18 protein-coding genes are annotated in these 17,920 nt (G+C 62.1%); 13 read left to right on the top strand and 5 right to left on the bottom strand.

Going from position 1 to position 17,920, the window contains the following annotated elements:
* The first annotated feature begins 1,344 nt into the window (after window positions 1-1,344).
* From AB0K05_RS29270 to AB0K05_RS29255, 4 genes are read left to right on the top strand one after another with little or no spacing between them, the layout of a single operon-like run.
* Window positions 1,345-2,427 carry a site-specific DNA-methyltransferase gene (locus tag AB0K05_RS29270; protein WP_364233304.1) on the top strand — a complete coding sequence of 361 codons (1,083 nt, stop codon included), beginning with the start codon at window positions 1,345-1,347 and terminating at the stop codon, window positions 2,425-2,427.
* Window positions 2,424-3,143, top strand: a complete 720-nt coding sequence (locus AB0K05_RS29265; RefSeq protein WP_364233301.1) for a hypothetical protein — start codon at window positions 2,424-2,426, stop codon at window positions 3,141-3,143. Before AB0K05_RS29270 ends, AB0K05_RS29265 begins: the two co-directional genes overlap by 4 nt.
* Window positions 3,140-4,384 (top strand): AAA family ATPase, encoded by a 1,245-nt coding sequence (locus AB0K05_RS29260; RefSeq protein ID WP_364233299.1) that lies wholly within the window; start codon window positions 3,140-3,142, stop codon window positions 4,382-4,384. The genes AB0K05_RS29265 and AB0K05_RS29260 overlap by 4 nt, the downstream gene beginning before the upstream one ends.
* A 2-nt stretch (window positions 4,385-4,386) precedes the next feature.
* Window positions 4,387-6,228 carry a DUF2357 domain-containing protein gene (locus AB0K05_RS29255; protein WP_364233297.1) on the top strand — a complete coding sequence of 614 codons (1,842 nt, stop codon included), beginning with the start codon at window positions 4,387-4,389 and terminating at the stop codon, window positions 6,226-6,228.
* Window positions 6,229-6,245: 17 nt separating this feature from the next.
* On the opposite strand, the gene AB0K05_RS29250 is transcribed toward AB0K05_RS29255, so the two are convergent.
* On the bottom strand, window positions 6,246-7,208 hold the full coding sequence (locus tag AB0K05_RS29250) for a hypothetical protein (RefSeq protein ID WP_364233295.1): 963 nt from the start codon (window positions 7,206-7,208) through the stop codon (window positions 6,246-6,248).
* 526 nt (window positions 7,209-7,734) lie between these two features.
* A complete protein-coding gene (locus tag AB0K05_RS29245) occupies window positions 7,735-8,004 on the bottom strand; it encodes a winged helix-turn-helix domain-containing protein (RefSeq protein ID WP_364233292.1) in 270 nt (89 codons plus the stop codon).
* Between the two features lie 96 nt (window positions 8,005-8,100).
* On the opposite strand from AB0K05_RS29245, the gene AB0K05_RS29240 reads away from it, so the two are divergent.
* On the top strand, window positions 8,101-8,340 hold the full coding sequence (locus AB0K05_RS29240; protein ID WP_364233289.1) for a hypothetical protein: 240 nt from the start codon (window positions 8,101-8,103) through the stop codon (window positions 8,338-8,340).
* A gap of 249 nt (window positions 8,341-8,589) precedes the next feature.
* Here AB0K05_RS29240 and AB0K05_RS29235 read toward each other — a convergent pair whose 3' ends face one another.
* The 3 genes from AB0K05_RS29235 to AB0K05_RS29225 all read right to left on the bottom strand — a co-directional run bounded on the left by AB0K05_RS29235 (window position 8,590) and on the right by AB0K05_RS29225 (window position 10,798).
* Window positions 8,590-9,156 (bottom strand): guanylate kinase, encoded by a 567-nt coding sequence (locus AB0K05_RS29235; protein ID WP_364233287.1) that lies wholly within the window; start codon window positions 9,154-9,156, stop codon window positions 8,590-8,592.
* A complete protein-coding gene (locus AB0K05_RS29230) occupies window positions 9,153-10,181 on the bottom strand; it encodes an AAA family ATPase (RefSeq protein ID WP_364233284.1) in 1,029 nt (342 codons plus the stop codon). Before AB0K05_RS29230 ends, AB0K05_RS29235 begins: the two co-directional genes overlap by 4 nt.
* Window positions 10,182-10,426: 245 nt before the next feature.
* Complete coding sequence (locus tag AB0K05_RS29225; RefSeq protein ID WP_364233282.1) at window positions 10,427-10,798, bottom strand: winged helix-turn-helix domain-containing protein; 372 nt, start codon at window positions 10,796-10,798, stop codon at window positions 10,427-10,429.
* Window positions 10,799-10,949: 151 nt separating this feature from the next.
* On the opposite strand from AB0K05_RS29225, the gene AB0K05_RS29220 reads away from it, so the two are divergent.
* The 8 genes from AB0K05_RS29220 to AB0K05_RS29185 all read left to right on the top strand — a co-directional run bounded on the left by AB0K05_RS29220 (window position 10,950) and on the right by AB0K05_RS29185 (window position 16,982).
* Window positions 10,950-11,279 (top strand): hypothetical protein, encoded by a 330-nt coding sequence (locus AB0K05_RS29220; RefSeq protein ID WP_364233279.1) that lies wholly within the window; start codon window positions 10,950-10,952, stop codon window positions 11,277-11,279.
* Window positions 11,272-12,606 (top strand): FtsK/SpoIIIE domain-containing protein, encoded by a 1,335-nt coding sequence (locus AB0K05_RS29215; protein ID WP_364233276.1) that lies wholly within the window; start codon window positions 11,272-11,274, stop codon window positions 12,604-12,606. The genes AB0K05_RS29220 and AB0K05_RS29215 overlap by 8 nt, the downstream gene beginning before the upstream one ends.
* 24 nt (window positions 12,607-12,630) lie before the next feature.
* Complete coding sequence (locus AB0K05_RS29210) at window positions 12,631-13,341, top strand: DUF2637 domain-containing protein (protein ID WP_364233273.1); 711 nt, start codon at window positions 12,631-12,633, stop codon at window positions 13,339-13,341.
* Between the two features lie 13 nt (window positions 13,342-13,354).
* A complete protein-coding gene (locus AB0K05_RS29205) occupies window positions 13,355-13,675 on the top strand; it encodes a hypothetical protein (protein WP_364233271.1) in 321 nt (106 codons plus the stop codon).
* Window positions 13,676-13,687: 12 nt separating this feature from the next.
* Window positions 13,688-13,849: a hypothetical protein gene (locus AB0K05_RS29200; protein WP_364233268.1), complete on the top strand. Its 162-nt coding sequence runs from the start codon at window positions 13,688-13,690 to the stop codon at window positions 13,847-13,849.
* A gap of 216 nt (window positions 13,850-14,065) precedes the next feature.
* Window positions 14,066-15,433 carry a replication initiator gene (locus AB0K05_RS29195; RefSeq protein ID WP_364233266.1) on the top strand — a complete coding sequence of 456 codons (1,368 nt, stop codon included), beginning with the start codon at window positions 14,066-14,068 and terminating at the stop codon, window positions 15,431-15,433.
* Complete coding sequence (locus AB0K05_RS29190; protein ID WP_189144991.1) at window positions 15,430-15,621, top strand: helix-turn-helix domain-containing protein; 192 nt, start codon at window positions 15,430-15,432, stop codon at window positions 15,619-15,621. The genes AB0K05_RS29195 and AB0K05_RS29190 overlap by 4 nt, the downstream gene beginning before the upstream one ends.
* Window positions 15,618-16,982, top strand: coding sequence for a tyrosine-type recombinase/integrase (locus AB0K05_RS29185; protein WP_364233262.1), 1,365 nt, complete (start codon window positions 15,618-15,620; stop codon window positions 16,980-16,982). Before AB0K05_RS29190 ends, AB0K05_RS29185 begins: the two co-directional genes overlap by 4 nt.
* The last annotated feature ends 938 nt before the right edge of the window (window positions 16,983-17,920 follow it).

Here is a 17,920-nt window from a genome sequence, read left to right as displayed (position 1 = left end):
CTTGTTTCCATGCCCGTCATTCTGGCCCCATGTGCGTGGATCGCGCAGGGATTCCGTCGATGTGAACACGGAGACCGGTATCGGTGCCGGGCGGGCTGTTCGGTCACCTGTGCGTGCGCGCCGACGACCTCCGTACGGCATGTCGCTTCGGAAGCGAGTCCACCCCGTCGATGTGAGTGCCGATCTCCGGTGGAGGCGGTCCGTGACTCCGGCGTCTCCGACGAGATCGACATTGAACGGCTCGGACCGTCGGGCCAGACTTGTGCTGGCCGCAGGGTTCCTGGCCTGCGTCGTGCTCGGCATCTGGTCGAACGCCTGGGGCGGCGCCCGAGAGGGGCGACGGAATCAATAAGGTCCTACGGCTGCATACGGGTGCTTTCGGCGGCCATGAAGGATCAGGAACGCAAAAGACCTGCGGCTGAGAAACCGCAGGTCAACGGGCGAAAACCCTGGTCGAAGAGAGTGCCCCCGGCAGGATTCGAACCTGCGGCACCCGCTTTAGGAGAGTGGAGGCTTCTCCGTCTTTTCAGGCACCCTGAACTGGGCAAACAGCCGATGCGCCACCTGAGTCATGTAAGATCATCCCGCGCATGTCCCCGAATTGGACCGTAGGGCTGCTCAGCGCGTCCGCATCGTCGGCGCCAAGCGCGCACAGCTCGCCGCAGCGGTTGCCGAGCAGTATGCCGCCGGGAACTCCGGCTGTGAGATCACTGAGGCGACAACCCGCTCGTGCGGGGGTGTCCGCCTTCTGCCTCGAGGAAACCGACACGATCCTGCGACCGCGATGGCGGGAACGACACGCTGGCTCGCGCAGAAGCGCGTCAACCCGCCCCCTCCTGGGTGAGGGCCTCCACAGCCTTCACCTCCAACTCGTCCTGGAAGTCGTACCTGTCGTTGGACTCCTCGTACGGAGTGTGCTCGAACCGGCCGTCTGCGTCGAAAACCTCATGATCTCGAAGGTCGTGCCTGTGCTTGTCCTCAGACCGCTCCTGCAGCCCGGAACGGTCACGCCACCAAACGGACACTCAGGCTGTTACCGATACCTCGCCGCGGCCCTGGTCGAGCACCTTGCGCTGGGCACAAGTCCTATGCACCATGGCACACCATGGAGTTGGATCTAGTCATCTAGATCCCCCGAGGATTGTCGGCGCCATGCCGTACGGTCTTGACGACTCAGGCTGCGTAGATCGGGGCAGCTCTCAGTTATCCACAGGTGACCACAGGCGGTCCTGATGTGGGGACGCAAGTCGGTACTCTGTAGAGCCGTGGCCTCAAGAGGCACGCCACTGCACCACCGCAGCCCAGGGCAAGAAAGGGCTGCATTAGGAAGTCGGGGAGTTATACGTGGGCCAGATAGAGGGAACGGATGGCGCATATGCCAACGACGTGCCCGAATACGAGCAACTCGTGCCCACAGGTCCCATACCTCCAGGGCGCGCTTCCATAATGAATGGCAGGCTCAAAGACACGCCTGCGAACCGTGCCCTGAATCCCGATGTAGCTTCGGCCGAAGTGTTCACCTCGGATCTTCTCACAAAAGGCGCCTACTACGCTGATGACAGATCTATAATCATCCACGACGAAGTCCGAACGGGTCTCCAGAAACTTATCGATGCAGGAATTAAAGTAAACTGTATCGTCACCTCGCCGCCATATTATGGCCAACGGGACTATGAGGTGCCAGGGCAATTTGGACAAGAGGAGCATCCTCAGCATTTTATCGACAATCTGGTGGAAATCTTCCAGCTCTGCTGGCAGGTTCTCAGCGATGAAGGTTCGCTTTGGATCAATATTGGTGACACCTATTGGAGCGGCAAAGGGGCGCATAAAAGTGGCGAGGCGAAACAGAAGGCACGCCGCTTCGGAATTCGGCCCCAAGATCGCCCTGGAGATGGACTATGGGCGCGCCCCAAGCAGCTGCTATTGATTCCACATCGCCTCACCATCGCACTCCAAGAAAGAGGATGGCTGGTTCGGAACGACAATGTCTGGATCAAGCCTAATCCAGTCCCGGATCAGGTTCGCGATCGCTGCTCGATCTCTCACGAGTACGTCTTCCACCTAACGAAGAGTCGATGGTACTACTTCGATCGAACTCCCGTCGGGCGTATAACCGTTACGAAAAAAGGTGAAACGAAAATACTACCCCCCCTTGATACTTGGTCGCTACCAACTTCGAAGCGCAATGGAAGTCGGCATCGCGCCACTTTCTCAGAAGAACTCGTCCGGATACCAATCCTAGGGTCAACGCCACCTGACGGAATTGTCCTTGATCCATTCAATGGATCCGGTACTTCTACCTACGTGGCTAAGAAGTTCGGTTTTCGATCTATAGGCATAGACCTAAATGAGGAATACTCTGAGGAGGCGGCAAGCAGGCTCAAGGAGCTTGATGGTCAACTGGCACTAGGGGAGGATCTTGAATGACCACCTATATTTCTCGTTCCACGCTGACGCAGGCGGTGAGGCGCTTGGGAATTTCATCGTCTCAATCGAGCCTAGGGGATTATCTCATCTTCAAGCGCGCGATAGTCATTAAAATGAATTCGCCAGAAGTGGATGATTCATATCGCAACGCTGTTACTACAGGCTTGCGCTCGGAAAGCTATATTCAGGCGATCGATGAACTTGCTCTAAGGCGACCGGGCACTAAAGAAGACGACAACCCCTATTTCGTACCGTTCGGTGCGACGAGGGACACGACACGTGGCTACAGGACGAAAAAGTTTCCCTCGAACGGGCCGTCGGATACGGTAGGCAGATGGCAGTCACGTAGTAGCGCTCCCCCATTGGTGCTAGTACCTGGCCGCAAGCCTAAAACCTATGCAATTGTAGAGCGAAGTGCCCAGGAGCTACGTACTTTCTTCATCGTTAAACATGCTCAGAATAACTTCTCGGGGCATAGACCACACCTCCTCGACCTAGCCATTTGGTGGTTCAGGTCCACAGATCTAGAGCCGAGGATGGGAGGGGCGCCTAGTCCTGCCAAGCTGATGGAAGCAGTAACAGATGACCTGCGCCTAAGCGCGATAGAAGTCGAGGCTCTGTTTGAAACAGACCTTGACGATCTCGCTCTTGCGGACCATAATTCGAACATTGAATTACCTGGTATGGATTTGGAAGAAGAAGAGGACCTTACGTGACAGTCGCCTTCGACGAGCTTCCTGCAGACCCGGACGATTATCTTCCGCCTGCCCCGCACGCTCGGTCGCGTCATGTTGAACCGGAGATAAGGAGGACGAGTAAAGCGGCTCAAGTTGCAGCTCCAACGGACTTGTCTGCAGAGGAAGTTGATCAAGTTATACGGTTCATTACAGCAAAAGGCTTTGTCTTCCAGCCGTGGCAAGTGGCTGCCTTCATCACGGCTGTAAGGACGAAGCCTTTTGTTATTCTTGCCGGCATATCTGGCACCGGGAAGACGAAGTTGCCAGTTCTTGTTGCAGAAGCGACTCAGGCGAGATGCAACATTGTCCCCGTTCGACCTGACTGGAACGACAGCAGTGAATTGCTCGGGTACGAACGTTTGGATGGTACTTTCCAGCCAGGGGCACTCCTCCGTGCCGCCAAAGAGGCAATGAACGAACCTGACACTCAATTCTTCTTCGTTCTTGATGAAATGAATATCGCGCGAGTGGAGTACTATCTCGCAGAGGTTCTTAGTCACCTCGAGACTCGGGGACCTAGCCTGAACGGCCGTATCCAATCAGGTCCGTTAGTTCCGGCACTGCAGGACACTCAGCACAGCGACTGGGCGAATGTGTGCCTCCCGGACAATCTATGCATCGTCGGCTCCGTGAACATGGATGAAACGACCTTTGGCTTCTCCAAGAAGGTCCTCGATCGCGCCTTTGTAATAGAATTCTCTGATATTGATCTGTCTGCTATTCGCCCTGTGAACGAGGAGGCAATTGATCCAACGAAGTGGCTAAGCTCCCAATGGCGGCCTGCAGCTCTATCCTTGAGCGGTCATCCGCTCTGCGGCTCGGAGGAGGTCTCCTTCACGATCGAGGTGCTTACGGAGGTCAACGAAATCCTCAAGCAGGCACAACTACAATTTGGCTATCGAGTCCGAGATGAGATAGCGATGTTCTGCTTGGCGGCTAAGGATTACTTCGATTCGTTTGTGACGAACGATGCCGGCACCGTTAGCCCACTCGATCTGGCTGTAGCTATGAAAGTTCTGCCACGGATTCAGGGGAGTGGTGCTACAACCCGGATGGTTCTGGAAGAGCTTAGCCATTGGGCCTCACCGACGGCAGAACAAACGGAGTCGCAGCCGGAGGAGATTTCTGGTGCTACAAGTCAATATCCATTCAGTTCGGACCGTCTCGAGTTGATGCGCCGGCGACTAGACGAAGTCGGCTTCACGAACTTCTGGTTGTAGGCATGAGTGCTAACGATCTGCTTCTAAGGGTCTCTTTGCCCTTTGTAACCCTAGACATTCACGGCCCCAAGCAAGCGCGCTGGGTACTTCCGGGGAGTGGTCCCAATAAAGGGCATCTCAGAATGGTGGTTTCCCCGAATGTCCGGAGCAGCACTGTAGTCTCCACCCATCAAGGAACGCTTACTCGGAAAACTTTCGATGAGTGGGATGGGCCTCCCTTCTATGAAGATACAACTTATCGAATACGCGTGAAGTCCTTGGTGCCAGGTCGAACGCCCGTCCTGAATCATCGAGATCCACTTCTACTGGGGTCAATTGTTTCCTACCCCGACGATGATATGTGTGCAGGTACGCTGAATTTCGGGCGCCAGGTAGGTCTGACGACACTAGATATCGCCGTAGGTCATGAGGCTCTCCGGCTAACGCTGGAGATCTTTCCAGCCAAGATTGACTATAAGACTGACTATCAGAACATTTTGGGTGATATATCGAGAGCCTCCCGTACCTTGGCCTTCGAATATTTGCGCGCAACCTATCAGAAAGGGAAGCCCAATAGCGTAACTGACCAGGCGAACTTTGACTGGATCGTTCTTTTGCGTCACGAAATTGATCGGCTTTCGCGTGCAATAGCTCAAATCAACCAACGTCCATATCGCTCTCTTGCCAGTGAAATTACGAATGTCCGAGTCGAGCGCGTGAAGAAGGCTGACGGTTATACGCGTAAGGCTGTTAGTCGAGGTAAGGGTAGCGGCGGGTGGAGTAATATTCAGGGTATTGGCGCAGCAAGGAGTCTACTGCCTACCAGTCGCAGTGTGGAGACACTAGACACCCCTGAACATAGATGGCTGCGAATGGGGTTGCTGCTAATAAGAACCAAGTTATCTGATGTGCAGGCCGGCCTGAAGCTTGAAGCGGGCAGACAGCGGTCGATGACGCAGAGCAAGCGCCGACTGATGGCCGAAATAGCAGAGGTTGATAGGTTCGTCGAGTCCATATCCGATCTGCTAAACCTACCTCTATTTAATGGCGTGACTCAGGCACCGCCACCTGGCTTTACGTCTTTGACGCTCATGTCTGGCGTCGGATATGGCGACGCTTATCAAGCCATAAGCACTCTGAGGCTTGGGCTTACAATTGAACAAGGCACTGTCGAGTTCTCTACGATGGATGTTCATGCCCTGTATGAAACATGGTGCTTCATTGAAGTGCTACGTATCGTTGTAACTTACGCGGGCGCGCAGGCGGATCTGTCATCGATCATCTCGGTTGATAACACCGGTATCCGGGTACGCATGCGCCCAGGTAGACGAGGCTCGGTTAAATGCCGTTCCGGAACTCTGGATATCACTCTTTCATACAATGAACCCTATAGAGGTCTAACTGGCGAGCAGAAGCCAGATATCGTGCTGCGACTTCGTCACGCTGGATGGCCGGATCTTTATGTTATCTTCGATGCCAAATATCGCCTAGACGCGTCAGCTTCTTTTCAGAAGAGATTCGGATGCGCGGGGCCTCCTCTTGACGCGATAAACGTCCTTCACCGGTATAGAGACGCCATTGTGGTAGGAAGTCAAGCCGGTGGGACTCTTTATCGTCCCGTTGTTAAGGGGGCGGCTCTGTATCCTCTTTCGGTTTCCGAGTCAGTCAATTTCAACGCTTCACGGCTCAAGGAGGCTCTGGATGTGCTTGGAATCGGAGCGATCCCCTTCCTACCTGGAAATACGCACCATTTGGAAGCTTGGATAGCCAGTGTGTTGGCGTTGCCTCCAGAGGAACTAGCGGAGCCTGGGCCGCCCTTCGTAGGCCTGGTGGAGAAAGGGAAGCGCGGTTACGGGGTGCCATGACACGACGTCAAACGACGTTATTTATGAGCTCGATGAAGCCGCCATGCTTCCTCGCTTAGACCATGGCTGATATATCTCGATGTCAGGGTCGCCGCTAGTTGGCGCTGTTCCTCGTACAGTGCCAGGCGTCTCATCAAGTTGAATAGTGTGTCGAGTGATATCGGAATACACGCCTCCGGGTCCCGCAGAAGCTTCTTGTAAAGGTGGACTATTGTTCCTGTACGCGGGTCTTCTGGATGATGAAAGATGAGTAGCTTCGGCATGCTTTCATGCTGATCCCGCAGCGTCATTGCTATCCCAATGCCATGACAACGAACGAGTTGATTTATGGCACGGTTTTTGGCCAAATCCACATCAAGGTCCCATGACCCCGTGGAATCCGCAAGCTGTCGATATTGCGGTCTCGTAGTAATGTCGATGTATCTACTACTGAATCTATCAATGTATTTTACCTCAATCACTGCCGAAACATAGCTACCCCCAACTTTTCCGGTGATCCAGCCATCTATTATGGTTCTATCTCCTGTGAGGTTGAGCTTGTCGGGTGGATCATACTCAACGAGTAGTTGATCGACCGTGTCCAGATTTTCGCCGAGAAGGGCGGCGAATACTCTGGTTGCCCATTGGGTGTCAGCCTGTAGCGGGCCAAGAATATTTAGAGTCAACGCTTGGCTTGAGGTCATATTGCTAGTGGTTCGGACGGGGTCGATTCCCCATCCTTGCTTCCGCCTGTCTGAATAGAGCTTTTTGGCCGCATCGGACAGAAAATTGTACCCCTCGGCCGCATCGTCGGAGGTGAGGATGCAGCCGAGGGGACGGTTTGCGGTATGGTGTGACGTTACTCCGTAGTCACGTAGCCCCAAGACGTAATATCGGTACCATGACTGGTGAAAGCGAGCTCTTGCGGCAAACCCAGATTCGCCTGGTCGCTGTGGCCCGATGTGTTGGAGTTCGGTGCGTGTGAGTTGTGATGGCTGCAATGAATTTCTCCACGAGTCTATTGTGCTTCTATATGCGCCAGCAGGTGACTAAATAGTGATGCCTGCTGCCCTAGAGCGTCTCAAGCCTGACGGCCGAGCGATGCTCACGTTGTTGGATTACAGTATCGCCGCGTCCGGTATCGGATATGGCCGTGGCCGTACAGGCATCGAGCTGCTTGCGGGCTATGCGCAAACCTTCAGATGGTGATGCGATGGCAAGGGCCGACGAAGGAGGCCCGCGGCAGCCGATCGCCCTGGCCATGCATGGCGAGTAGCGAAGTGAGCGATCGTCACGGTCTGCAATTACGACTTCTACTGCATTCTCCAGGCGTGCAGAGCGGTGCGTGCCCGGACCGGCCGGAGAGCCGCAGCCGGGCACGCAGACCGCTCGGCGCGCCTGGCGGACCGCCTAGCGGGCCGCCCTTGAAACCGTGGAGAAAGTTCTCATCCACACGGGTCCTGAGCCCTGGCAACGGGCTAACTGCTCTGTCCTGCTCTGTGTGCTGTCCCAGGACGTGCATGATCTTTAGTCCTGGTCGTGCCTGGTGGATGCCTCGTCGGAGTCGTCGCCAGGGTGGCTGACGAAGGTGCCCTTGCCAAGGACGGTGTAGAGAGTGCCGTCGGCGATGAGGGCGTTCAGCGCTCGGCGGGCTGTTCCTTTGGACACGCCGAGTTCGACTGCCAGGCGGGGCTCTCCGGGGACTGGCATGCCGGGTCGGTACTCGCCGGCTTCGATCCTGCGCTTGATCTCGTTGACGATCGCCTGCCAGCGCAGTTCATCGGGCTTGAAGTCCATAGTGTAACGGTAGGAACCCAAAGGTTCCCATTCATTCCCAGGGGTTCCTTCGGGTACCCCTAGGCAGGACTAGGAAGGTTGCCGTAGCCTGCGGACATGCAGCAAACATCCGGCTACGACCTTGGCGCTCTGCGCGCTTCGTTCCCCGGCTGGTCCTTCTTTCGAAGCGACACGGGCGCTTTCTATGCGACGCGGCGCGGCGTCCGGCTCAACGATGCCGAAATCAAGGCGGGCCTTCAGCAGACAGTGAGTGCTGACGACGTGGCGACATTCGAAGCGCTCTTGCACGAGCAGAGCCTGAGGGGGTGGCGTTGTGACCGATCCAGAACCGTGTGACAACCAGCATGCCGCCGCGCCCCTGCCAGGGGCTAAGCCGATCGACTGGGAGCCGAGCTCTTCCCGCGCGCTCCGGGTACGGGTCCGCGCACACACCTGCTCCTGTACGTTCCCGTACTTCGAGCTGTGCACGGAGGCTGGACTGTGGTTCATCCGGCGCTACACGGCTAAGAGCCCGGCCGTCGCCGTCGAGAGTCCCTGGACATCCGTCCACGCTGCCCAGATCCTGTGGGCGCAGATTTTGACTGGTCAGGCTCGGTGACCGTACACTGCCGCCCTTCGGTCGACGAAAGCGCATGCGATCCGGCGAGCAACCTCGACAGGCGTGACCTCATCCGTGTGAAAGCGGCAGACGAACAGCCCTTCATCGTGAGCGTGCAGGTCGGCCATGGTCTCGTCCCAAGCGCGCAACCGCTGAGCCGTGTCATTGTCCCCGCGCTCTCGGGAGCGCTGTTCGCACACCGCGCGCGACACCCACAGCATGACGGGCAGCCACCGCCCGGCCTCGATCAGACGCCCGACATCGGGGATGTTGCCCATGTGCACGACCGGCACCTGCCCGGCCATGGCGGTCTGCTCGACCTGATGGCGGTCGACGGCGTAGACGTTGCCGTACCGGCGAGTCTCGACCAGCAGCCGCCCGGCCGCGCGCAGCTCGGCCAGGCGCTCGAAGCTGACGAACTCGTACTCGCCGCCGCGCCAGGTGCCGGCCTTGAGCTTGCGCAGCAACACGAGGCGCGGATCCAGCGCGGTCAGTGCAGCGGTCACAGTGCTCTTGCCGCTGGCCGGTGGCCCATACAGCACGATGCCCGTCACGTCAGGATTCGTTTCAGCGTCTGGCGGGTCTGGTCGGCGAGGCTGATCGCGGAGCCGAGGCGGTTGTCGACGGTGATGTGCGCGGTCTCGGGGCTGGTGTCGGTGTTGAGGCCGCTGACGTAGGTCTCCCAGTTCTGCAGCTTCCACACGTCCCGAGGGGCCCCGCGGAACTCGATGTACTCGCGCATGGACTCCGGATCGCAGCGCACCCAGACCACTGCCACGTCGATGCCCCGGGCCGCGCATCGGTTGGTCAGCCGTGACACCCAGTCGGGGTCGACGAGTTCGGCGACGAATGGCGCGGACAAGATGGCCGAGGTGCCGACCTTGAGATTGTCGAACGCGGTCTCCATCAGGCACCGGTACTCCAGCGGCCGGACCTCGCTCAGGTACAGCTCGGTGTGCCGGTCGTGCGGGTCACCGCCGAGGGAGACGAGCAGGCGTTCGACCATGGCGCGGGTCAGGGAGTCCTTGTCCAGGAACGCCCAGCCGGTGATGTCGGACAGGAACCGGGAGAACTCCGTCTTGCCCGACCCGGCGTAACCGCCCACGATCGTCAGGATCGGTTTGGGGCTGCCTTGGCCGTGGCGGCGTCGCCAGGCGTCCACGACGCGGTTATGAAGGGCGTTCTGTTCGGCGTTGGAGGGGGCGCCGGAGACTTTGACGAGGGTCTGTTCGATGACCTGGGCGGCGGCGTTGTCGGTGGCGGGGTCGGTGGATGGGGGCAAATCCGAGATGGAGTTTTCCACTTCGGTTATTTCGCCGGGTAGCGGCAGGCGGAAACCAAGTGCCGGTTCATTTGCCTGGTATAGGAGGCAATACGCGCGCCGGTAGTGGGGTCCGGGATATACCGATCCCTGCTCATGTGACCAGAGTGTCTGGAAATTGGCGGCTGGTGCGGTCAGGCCGTGCCGGTGGGCGACTTGGCGGAGCTGGTCACCTGCGGCTTCGAGGGTGAGGCCGTGCGCTTCGCGGTGCTGGCGCAGGACCAAGGGCTGCCATCCGGGACGGTGAATTGTCTTCATCGCATCCTTTGTGCACTTTGAGGGGCGGGCGTGTGTAAGCGCATGTGTAACCGCCGTGCAGGCAGCAGTGATGAAGCTTAGCTAACGCTCTGTGATACTCGCCAGCGCGAATCCGCGGTGAACTAACGGCATCCCCGCCGGGATAACGACCAGCCAGAAAAGGGGTGCCGAAGTGACCACAAATGAGCGGATAATAAGTGAGCTTCAGGCCATTCGGTCTGACATGGAGGAGTTGGCCTGCCGGGTCAGCGAGATCGCTTCGGCTCTGGGAACACGGCCTTCTCCAGATCGGCGATCCGGTCGCCGAGAACCGCCAGAGTGCTGCGCATCTGAGCGAGCTGCTCCATGACCTCGGACGAGGCCGGCCCTTCGGCCGAGAGGGCCGCCGCCGCGTCTTCGCGAACGAACACGCCCTTGCCCTGCTGGCCGATGATCAGGTTCTCGGTACGGAGAACGCTGATGGCCGCCTTGACCACGCTGGCTGAGACGTCGTAGCGCTGGCAGAGCTGGGCGGTCGAAGGCAGCGCGGCGCCGGTCGCGAGTGAGCCCGTTCTGATCTGCGCGCGTAGGTCGTCGGCTATCTGGAGGTAGCCGGGCCGACCGGACTTCTCGACCATCCAATGCCTTCCGTGAGGTGCGTGCACCTCCAGTTGAGCACAGCCACCCCGACATGCCAACCAAGTCTGCGTGGAAGCCCTTGACAACTTAGAATTCCAAGCGTTCTATGTATGCATAGCGTTACACCTCAACTACTCAAAGGAACCAACCATGCGCACCGTCCCCATCCCCGTCGACACGAACAAGCTCACCATCACCTGCGTGAAGGCCCCGCGTCCGCGCGTCCTCAACCGCGACACCGGTGAGATCAAGACCGACAAGAACGGCAACACCGTCTACGAGGTCACCGTCTCCGTCGAAGACGAGTTCGGCCGGATCGAACTCGTCAAGATCGGTATCACCGGTGAGCCGCCGATCAAGGCCGGTGACCCGGTCAACGCGGTCGGCCTACTCGGCTACGTCTGGGAGATCGCCGGCAAGTGGGGCATCTCCTACCGCGCCACCGCCCTCCTGCCCTTGCGGGAGGCCGCCGATGTCTGACCAGCACTACTGGACGCTCACAGTCCTGGCCGCCGTGGCGGCCGGGTTGTGGGCCTGGCGCCGCTTCCACTATCGCTCTTTCTGGCTGGTGCTCGGCTACCCGATCACCGCCGTCACCGTCATGGCGACCTGGCGCAAGGTCGCGCTCGGCTGCGGGCTGACCAAGAAGCGGCAGCGCTTCTGGTTCACCACCGTCCCCGGCCTGGTCGCCTCCACCGGCGTCGTCCGGGTCAAGCGCAAGTTCCAGCGCATCGCCGTGGACACCAAACCGTGGATGTGGCTGCCGATGCCGACCCGGCACGGCTGGCGGGTCACCCTGCACACCCTGGAAGGACAGATCCCCGCCGACTACGCCGACGTCGCCGAACGGCTCGCGCATTCGTGGGGGGTGCACGCCGTCCGGGTCACCTCCGACAAGCCCGGCCGGGTCCGGCTGGCCGCCACCATCCGCGACCCCCTCGTCAAAGTCGACGACCTGCCGCCGTCTACGGAACTGCTCAAGGTCACTGTCGGCCGGTTGGAGACCGGCAGGCCGTGGATGGTCGACTTCCGCACCGTGCCGCACTGGCTGAACGCCGGAGCCACCCAATCCGGCAAGTCCAACCTCGCCAACGCCCTGATCGTTGGCCTGGCGCCGCAGCCGGTGGCGCTGGTCGGCTTCGACCTCAAGGGCGGGGTGGAGTTCACCCCGTACAGCCCGCGCCTGTCGGCGCTGGCCACCAGCCGGGCCGAATGCGGCGCCCTGCTCGATGACCTGGTGGCGCTCATGACGGACCGGATGGGCGTATGCCGGATGGCCGCTGCGCGCAACATCTGGCAACTCCCGCCCACCATGCGACCGGTCCCCGTGGTGGTCCTGGTCGACGAACTGGCCGAGCTCTACCTGATGGCCGACAAGAGCGAGAAGGACGAGATCGCCAGAACCTCCACGGCACTGCTGCGGGTGGCCCAGCTTGGCCGGGCGTTCGGCATCTACCTGTTCTGCTGCGGCCAGCGGATCGGCTCCGACCTCGGCCCCGGCGTCACCGCGCTGCGCGCCCAGTGCTCCGGGCGGATCTGCCACCGGGTCAACGATCCGGAGACGGCGACCATGACGCTCGGTGACCTCGACCCGGCCGCGCTCGACTCCGCCCGCGCCATCCCGTCTGAGACACCGGGGGTGGCCATCGTGGCCGGCCAGGACGGCCAGTGGTACCGCGCCCGCTCCTTCTACGTCACCGAAGCCGTGGCCGAACACGCCGCCCGCACCTACGCCGACCAAGCCCCGGCCTGGGCCGACGTGATGACCGCACAACCATACGAGACCCCCGACTCCCGAACCGCCTGACCCACCGGAAGGGAGGAAACGCTGATGCGCCGCTTGGTCGCCTGGCTGCTCGACACCGGCCCCGTTCTCGTCCTGGCCCTCATCGCCGGCGCGGGCTCGTTCACCCACATCCGCGATACCGCCACCGAGCACGGCCAGCACGGCTGGATGGCCTGGGCCGTGGCCGTGTGCATCGACCTGACCTGCGTCATGGCCGCCCGCGAACGCCAACGCGACAAGCACACCGGCCGCATCCGGCGCGGCCCGCTGTCCTGGCCCGTCCTCGTGCTGACCGGCGGCATCGTCCTGTCCCTGGCCGCCAACCTGCAACAGGCCGACCCGACCGTCTGGGGCTGGATCACCGCCGCCACCCCGGCTGCCGCCTTCCTCGTCGCGGTCTCCATGCTCGAACGCCGCGCCGCCGCCGGTACCAGCACCAGTGAATCGTCCCCGGACGTCTCGCAGACGTCCCCGTCCTGGGCGGCGGCGTCCCCGTCCGTCCCCGACCGTCCCCAAGCCGTCCCGCCAGCGGTCCCGGCGGCGGACCGTCCCGCGCTCGTCCCCGCCCACCAGGACGACGACCGCCAGGGCGACGGTCCCGCGCCGGATCCCGCGCTGCTCGACTACGCCCGCCGTGTCGCCGATGAACACCACGCCGCCCACGGCAAACCCATCACCCGCGACCAGCTCCGCACTCGCCTGGGCGTCTCCCACCAACTTGCCGCCACCCTGCTCCACACCCTGACCACCCACTGAAAGGAGATCACCGATGACCGACGACCGAACCGCCCTCATCCACGGCCTGATCCAACTGGCCGCCTTCCTCCAGGCCAACCCCGACGTGCCGACCCCTCGCGGGGTCACCGTCCACCACTTCACCCCGAACGCCGATGACGATCAGATGCGCGCCCAGCTCGACCACCTGGCCGCCCTGCTCGGCAGCGACATCGACGCCGGAGGCGGGCACTACGGCACCTCGCGGTTCTTCGGACCCGTCGAATACCGGGCCGTAGCCATCCTCGCCGACGCCCGCACCCAGCACACCGCCAACGACAGCTACTACGGCTGCATCACACCCGACACCCACTGAGGAGACCCGATCATGCGCATCCGCCTCGAAGGAAACCGCGCCGAGCTCGCCCTCGGCCTGATCCACCTGCGCGAGGTCTTCGACGTCACCGCGATGTCGCGGGCCTACCCCGACCGCTCCCGTCCGCGCAGCTACCGCGTCTACGTCCGCATCACCCCTCGAAAGGAGCGCTGATCATGGACGACACCTTCACCTACTACCGCTGCTGCACCTGCGGCGGCACCGGCCTCACCGACAACCAGACCTGCGCCGACTGCTCCGGCACCGGCATCGAAAACCGCGGCGCCTAACCCGCGCTGTAGCGCCCCCCGCCTGGCCACACATCCGCCAAGATCCGCGCCAGGCCGGGGGCCATCCCACACCAGCAACACTGGAGAGGACGGTCCCATCTTGCCCTGCTCTGCCCGCTCCCACGCCGTCGCCGGAATGATCGACCGGCTCAACCACCCCGACTACGACCGCTGGGCCACCCAGATCAAACGCGCCGGCGGCTGCCGACAGCCCATCCACCTACGCGGCAAAGTCGACCACTACGACCAGGCCACCGGCCAACTCCTGCACCACTACACCACCAACACCGAACCCGACGGCATCCTGCGCGTCCCCTGCAAGACCCGCCGCGCCACCCGCTGCCCCGCCTGCGCCGAGACCTACCGCGCCGACACCTACCACCTCATCCGCGCCGGACTGATCGGCGGCAAGAGCGTCCCAGAGACGGTCAGCACGCACCCGTGCCTGTTCGTCACCCTCACCGCCCCCTCCTTCGGCACCGTCCACGTACGCAGGGAGAAGAACGGCAAGATCCTGCCCTGCCATCCCCGCCGCGACGCCGCCACCTGCCCGCACGGACAGATCATGTCCTGCACCGACCGACACAGCTCCGACGACCCCCGGCTGGGCGAACCGCTGTGCCCAGACTGCTACGACTACGAAGGCTCGGTCCTGTTCAACGCCATCAGCCCCGAACTGTGGCGACGCTTCACCGAAGCCCTCCGCCGACGCTTCGCCAAGCTGTCCGGGCTGACGCTCAAAGCCTTGCGTGAGCAGGCAACGATCTCGTTCGCCAAGGTCGCCGAGTACCAGCGGCGCGGAGTCGTCCACTTCCACGCCGTGATCCGCCTCGACGGACCGGACGGCCCCGATGCACCGCCACCGGCCTGGGCAACGGCCGATGCCCTGGCCGATGCTGTCCAACACGCGGCTTCGGTCGTGACGGCGGAGATCAAGCCGCTCAGCCGTACCTTCCGCTGGGGCACACAGCTCGACGTCCGCCGCATCACCATGACCGGCGACCTCACCGAGCAGGCGGTAGCCGCCTACATCGCCAAGTACGCCACCAAAGCCGCCGAATGCGTCGGCACCCTGGACCGGCGCATCCAGCCCCTCGACGACCTGGCCGCACTCCCGATCCGTGAGCACGCCCGACACCTGATCGCCGCGTGCATGCGCCTCGGCGCCCTCGACGACCTGGCCGAACTGCGGCTCATCCAGTGGGCGCACATGCTCGGCTTCCGCGGCCACTTCTCCACCAAGAGCCGCCGCTACTCCACCACCCTGGGCGCCCTCCGCGCCGCCCGCGAAGAACACATGAAGGAAAGCGAGATCACCACGGGCCGCCTCCCGCTCTTCGACGAAGACACCGTCCTCGTCATCGCCCACTGGGCGTACGCCGGACAAGGACTCTCCGCCGGAGACCAACTCCTCGCCGCCGCCATCACCGGCACCCGACTCCCATCTGCGGGAGGTGGTGCTCGATGAGCAGGCGTGACGAACTGCTGACCGTTCCTCAGGTCCTCGATGAGCTGGGTGGCGTCTCTCGCCGCACCTTCTATCGCTGGCGCGAGCTCGGCCGTGCGCCGGTCTGCATCCAACTGCCCAACCTCGAACTCCGTGTCTGGCGGAGCGACCTCATGGCCTGGCTCGACTCGCGACGGGAGGCGGCGTGAACACCACTTACGACGTGAAGCTCGCCCAGATCCAGCAGCGTTCCAGCGGCGGTGCGGTCACCTACGTCGCCCGCTGGCGGGTGGCCGGCAAGGAGAGGTCCAAGAGCTTCCGGACCAAGGGCCTGGCCAACGCCTTCGTATCCGACCTGAGGCAGGCGACCAAGGCGGGGGAGGAGTTCGACGTTGCCACCGGCCTGCCGGTGTCGATGCTCGAATCGCGGTCTTCCGGGCCGTCGTTCCTGGAGTTCGCCCAGGCGTACGTCCTTCGGCGCTGGAACACCTCAGCCGCCCGGACCCGTGAGACTGACGCGTACGCACTTCTGACCCTCATCCCCGCCCTGGTGACCGACGCGCCGCGCCGTCCCTCCGCCGAGGACCTGCGGGAGGTTCTCCGGACTCACGCGCTGCTTCCGGACAAGCGGCGGGCCGACCTGACCACAGCACAAGCCGCGGCTTTGAGCTGGCTGGAGAGAGCGTCCCTCCCGCTGTCAGCTCTGGGAGAGGCCCACGTTGTACGTACGGCCCTCGACGCCATCTCGGTCACCTTCACCGGTGCCCCGGCGGGAGCGAACACGGTTCGCCGCAAGCGCGCCATCCTCCATCACCTGCTGGAGCATGCGGTCGAGCAGAAGGTGTTCAGCAGCAACCCGCTGAACGAGATCAAATGGACAGCGCCAAAGGCCGTGACGGTCGTCGACCCCCGCACGGTGGTCAACCCGGCTCAAGCACGGCAACTCCTCGACGCCGTACCCAAGGTGGGCCGCAAGCGTGGTCCTCGGCTGAGGGCGCTGTTCGCCTGCATCTACTACGCCGCGCTTCGGCCGGAGGAAGCAGCCGACCTGCGGGTGAAGAACTGCACCCTGCCCGAGGCGGGCTGGGGCCTGATCGTCCTGGAGAGGGCACGCCCCCAGGGCACGAAGCGCTGGACCAACTCCGGGGAGACCCACGAGTCACGCAGCCTGAAGCACCGGGCGGACAAGGAAACGCGAGAGATCCCGATCCCACCCGCCCTGGTCGCCATGCTCCGCGAGCACATCGCCGAGTACGGGACCGCCAAGGACGGCAGGATCTTCCGCACCGGCACCGGCGGGACCTACTCCAGCTCGGCGTACTCCTACGTCTGGCAGGAGGCTCGAAAGCTCGCCCTCACGCCCGCTCAAGTCGCCTCGTCGCTGGCTGCTCGCCCGTACGACCTCCGCCACGCCGCCGTCTCGCTCTGGCTGAACGCGGGAGTCCCGGCCCCCGAAGTCGCCAAGCGGGCCGGTCACAGCGTGGACGTTCTGCTGCGGGTCTACGCGAAGTGCATGGACGGCCAGCAAGAGCAGATCAACGGCAAGATCAACGACGCCTTGGACACGTAGCCCACGTCCCTCCACTCACGGCCCCGGCCATACCGGGGCCGTTTCGTTCCGCGCTGCTCGCCATGCCGAGTGGCTCCCACTGGATGGCGCCACGCTGCGCCACTCTGAAAGTACGGGTAGTGATCAGGGGGATCCTATGCACGATGAACACGACCGCCCCATCCCTTCGGCCCAAGACCTCCGCCCGCTGTACCGACCGCCGTACGGCCTGCCGCGCCGGAGACGCGCCAAGCTCCTCAACGAGTCCAAGGGCTTCGGGCGACGGTACGCGGCCCCGACGCCACCGAAGAAGCCACCGCTACGAAACGGAGATCTCCGCACCCGAGCGGCGATCGTTGCCGGCTTCCTGACCTGCGCAGCCCTGGGCATATGGTCGAGTGCCTGGGGCGCCGAGAGCGTCTCCCGAGGGCCGGGAACTGTCGCAGGGCCGGCGCCTGATCTGAGCACGCCGGGGCGTGCCGTCGTGCTCCCTTCGCTTCCGCTGCCCACGGCCACACTGAGCGCATCGCCCTCGATCACGTCTGTCCCACGCTCCGAAGCGTTGAAGAGCAGGAAGCGTGACCGAGCAAGGGGCTCGGCCCTTCTACGTCACCGGATTCAGCGCGTCCCTATGGAGTCGCGTCGGGCGATCGTGACGCCCGTAGACAAAGGAAGAAAGACCAAAGCTCCCAAAGCCGGCATCAAGAAGGGGTCCGTCTCGGTGATCGCCGCGAAGTGTGACGAGCTCTTCCCACCTTCTCGACCTGCTTTTCGCGTACGCAACCAGGCGTGCCATCAGATTTACGGTTAGTTGCAGAAGCCAGCGATCCTTGGGCGCGCGTGGTGTAGATGGGTTGCTGTGCCCGCCTCGAACACGATCACTGCCACCGTCAGCGTAATTCCGGTTGTTTATAGGGATGTATGAGACGTTTACCGGGATGGGCTGGTGTGTTTGACTC

This window comes from Nonomuraea sp. NPDC049486 (assembly GCF_040676925.1).
Lineage (GTDB): Bacteria > Actinomycetota > Actinomycetes > Streptosporangiales > Streptosporangiaceae > Nonomuraea > Nonomuraea ferruginea.
This window is presented reverse-complemented; position numbering and strand designations above follow the sequence as displayed.

Excerpts from the sequence above, each read along its gene's own strand:
- AB0K05_RS29215 (WP_364233276.1), top strand. The coding sequence starts at position 11,272 with ATGTCTGACCAGCACTACTGGACGCTCACAGTCCTGGCCGCCGTGGCG.
- AB0K05_RS29240 (WP_364233289.1), top strand. The coding sequence starts at position 8,101 with ATGCAGCAAACATCCGGCTACGACCTTGGCGCTCTGCGCGCTTCGTTC.
- AB0K05_RS29230 (WP_364233284.1), bottom strand. The coding sequence starts at position 10,181 with ATGAAGACAATTCACCGTCCCGGATGGCAGCCCTTGGTCCTGCGCCAG.
- AB0K05_RS29265 (WP_364233301.1), top strand. The coding sequence starts at position 2,424 with ATGACCACCTATATTTCTCGTTCCACGCTGACGCAGGCGGTGAGGCGC.
- AB0K05_RS29245 (WP_364233292.1), bottom strand. The coding sequence starts at position 8,004 with ATGGACTTCAAGCCCGATGAACTGCGCTGGCAGGCGATCGTCAACGAG.
- AB0K05_RS29200 (WP_364233268.1), top strand. The coding sequence starts at position 13,688 with ATGCGCATCCGCCTCGAAGGAAACCGCGCCGAGCTCGCCCTCGGCCTG.
- AB0K05_RS29220 (WP_364233279.1), top strand. The coding sequence starts at position 10,950 with ATGCGCACCGTCCCCATCCCCGTCGACACGAACAAGCTCACCATCACC.
- AB0K05_RS29205 (WP_364233271.1), top strand. The coding sequence starts at position 13,355 with ATGACCGACGACCGAACCGCCCTCATCCACGGCCTGATCCAACTGGCC.
- AB0K05_RS29225 (WP_364233282.1), bottom strand. The coding sequence starts at position 10,798 with ATGGTCGAGAAGTCCGGTCGGCCCGGCTACCTCCAGATAGCCGACGAC.
- AB0K05_RS29210 (WP_364233273.1), top strand. The coding sequence starts at position 12,631 with ATGCGCCGCTTGGTCGCCTGGCTGCTCGACACCGGCCCCGTTCTCGTC.
- AB0K05_RS29190 (WP_189144991.1), top strand. The coding sequence starts at position 15,430 with ATGAGCAGGCGTGACGAACTGCTGACCGTTCCTCAGGTCCTCGATGAG.
- AB0K05_RS29255 (WP_364233297.1), top strand. The coding sequence starts at position 4,387 with ATGAGTGCTAACGATCTGCTTCTAAGGGTCTCTTTGCCCTTTGTAACC.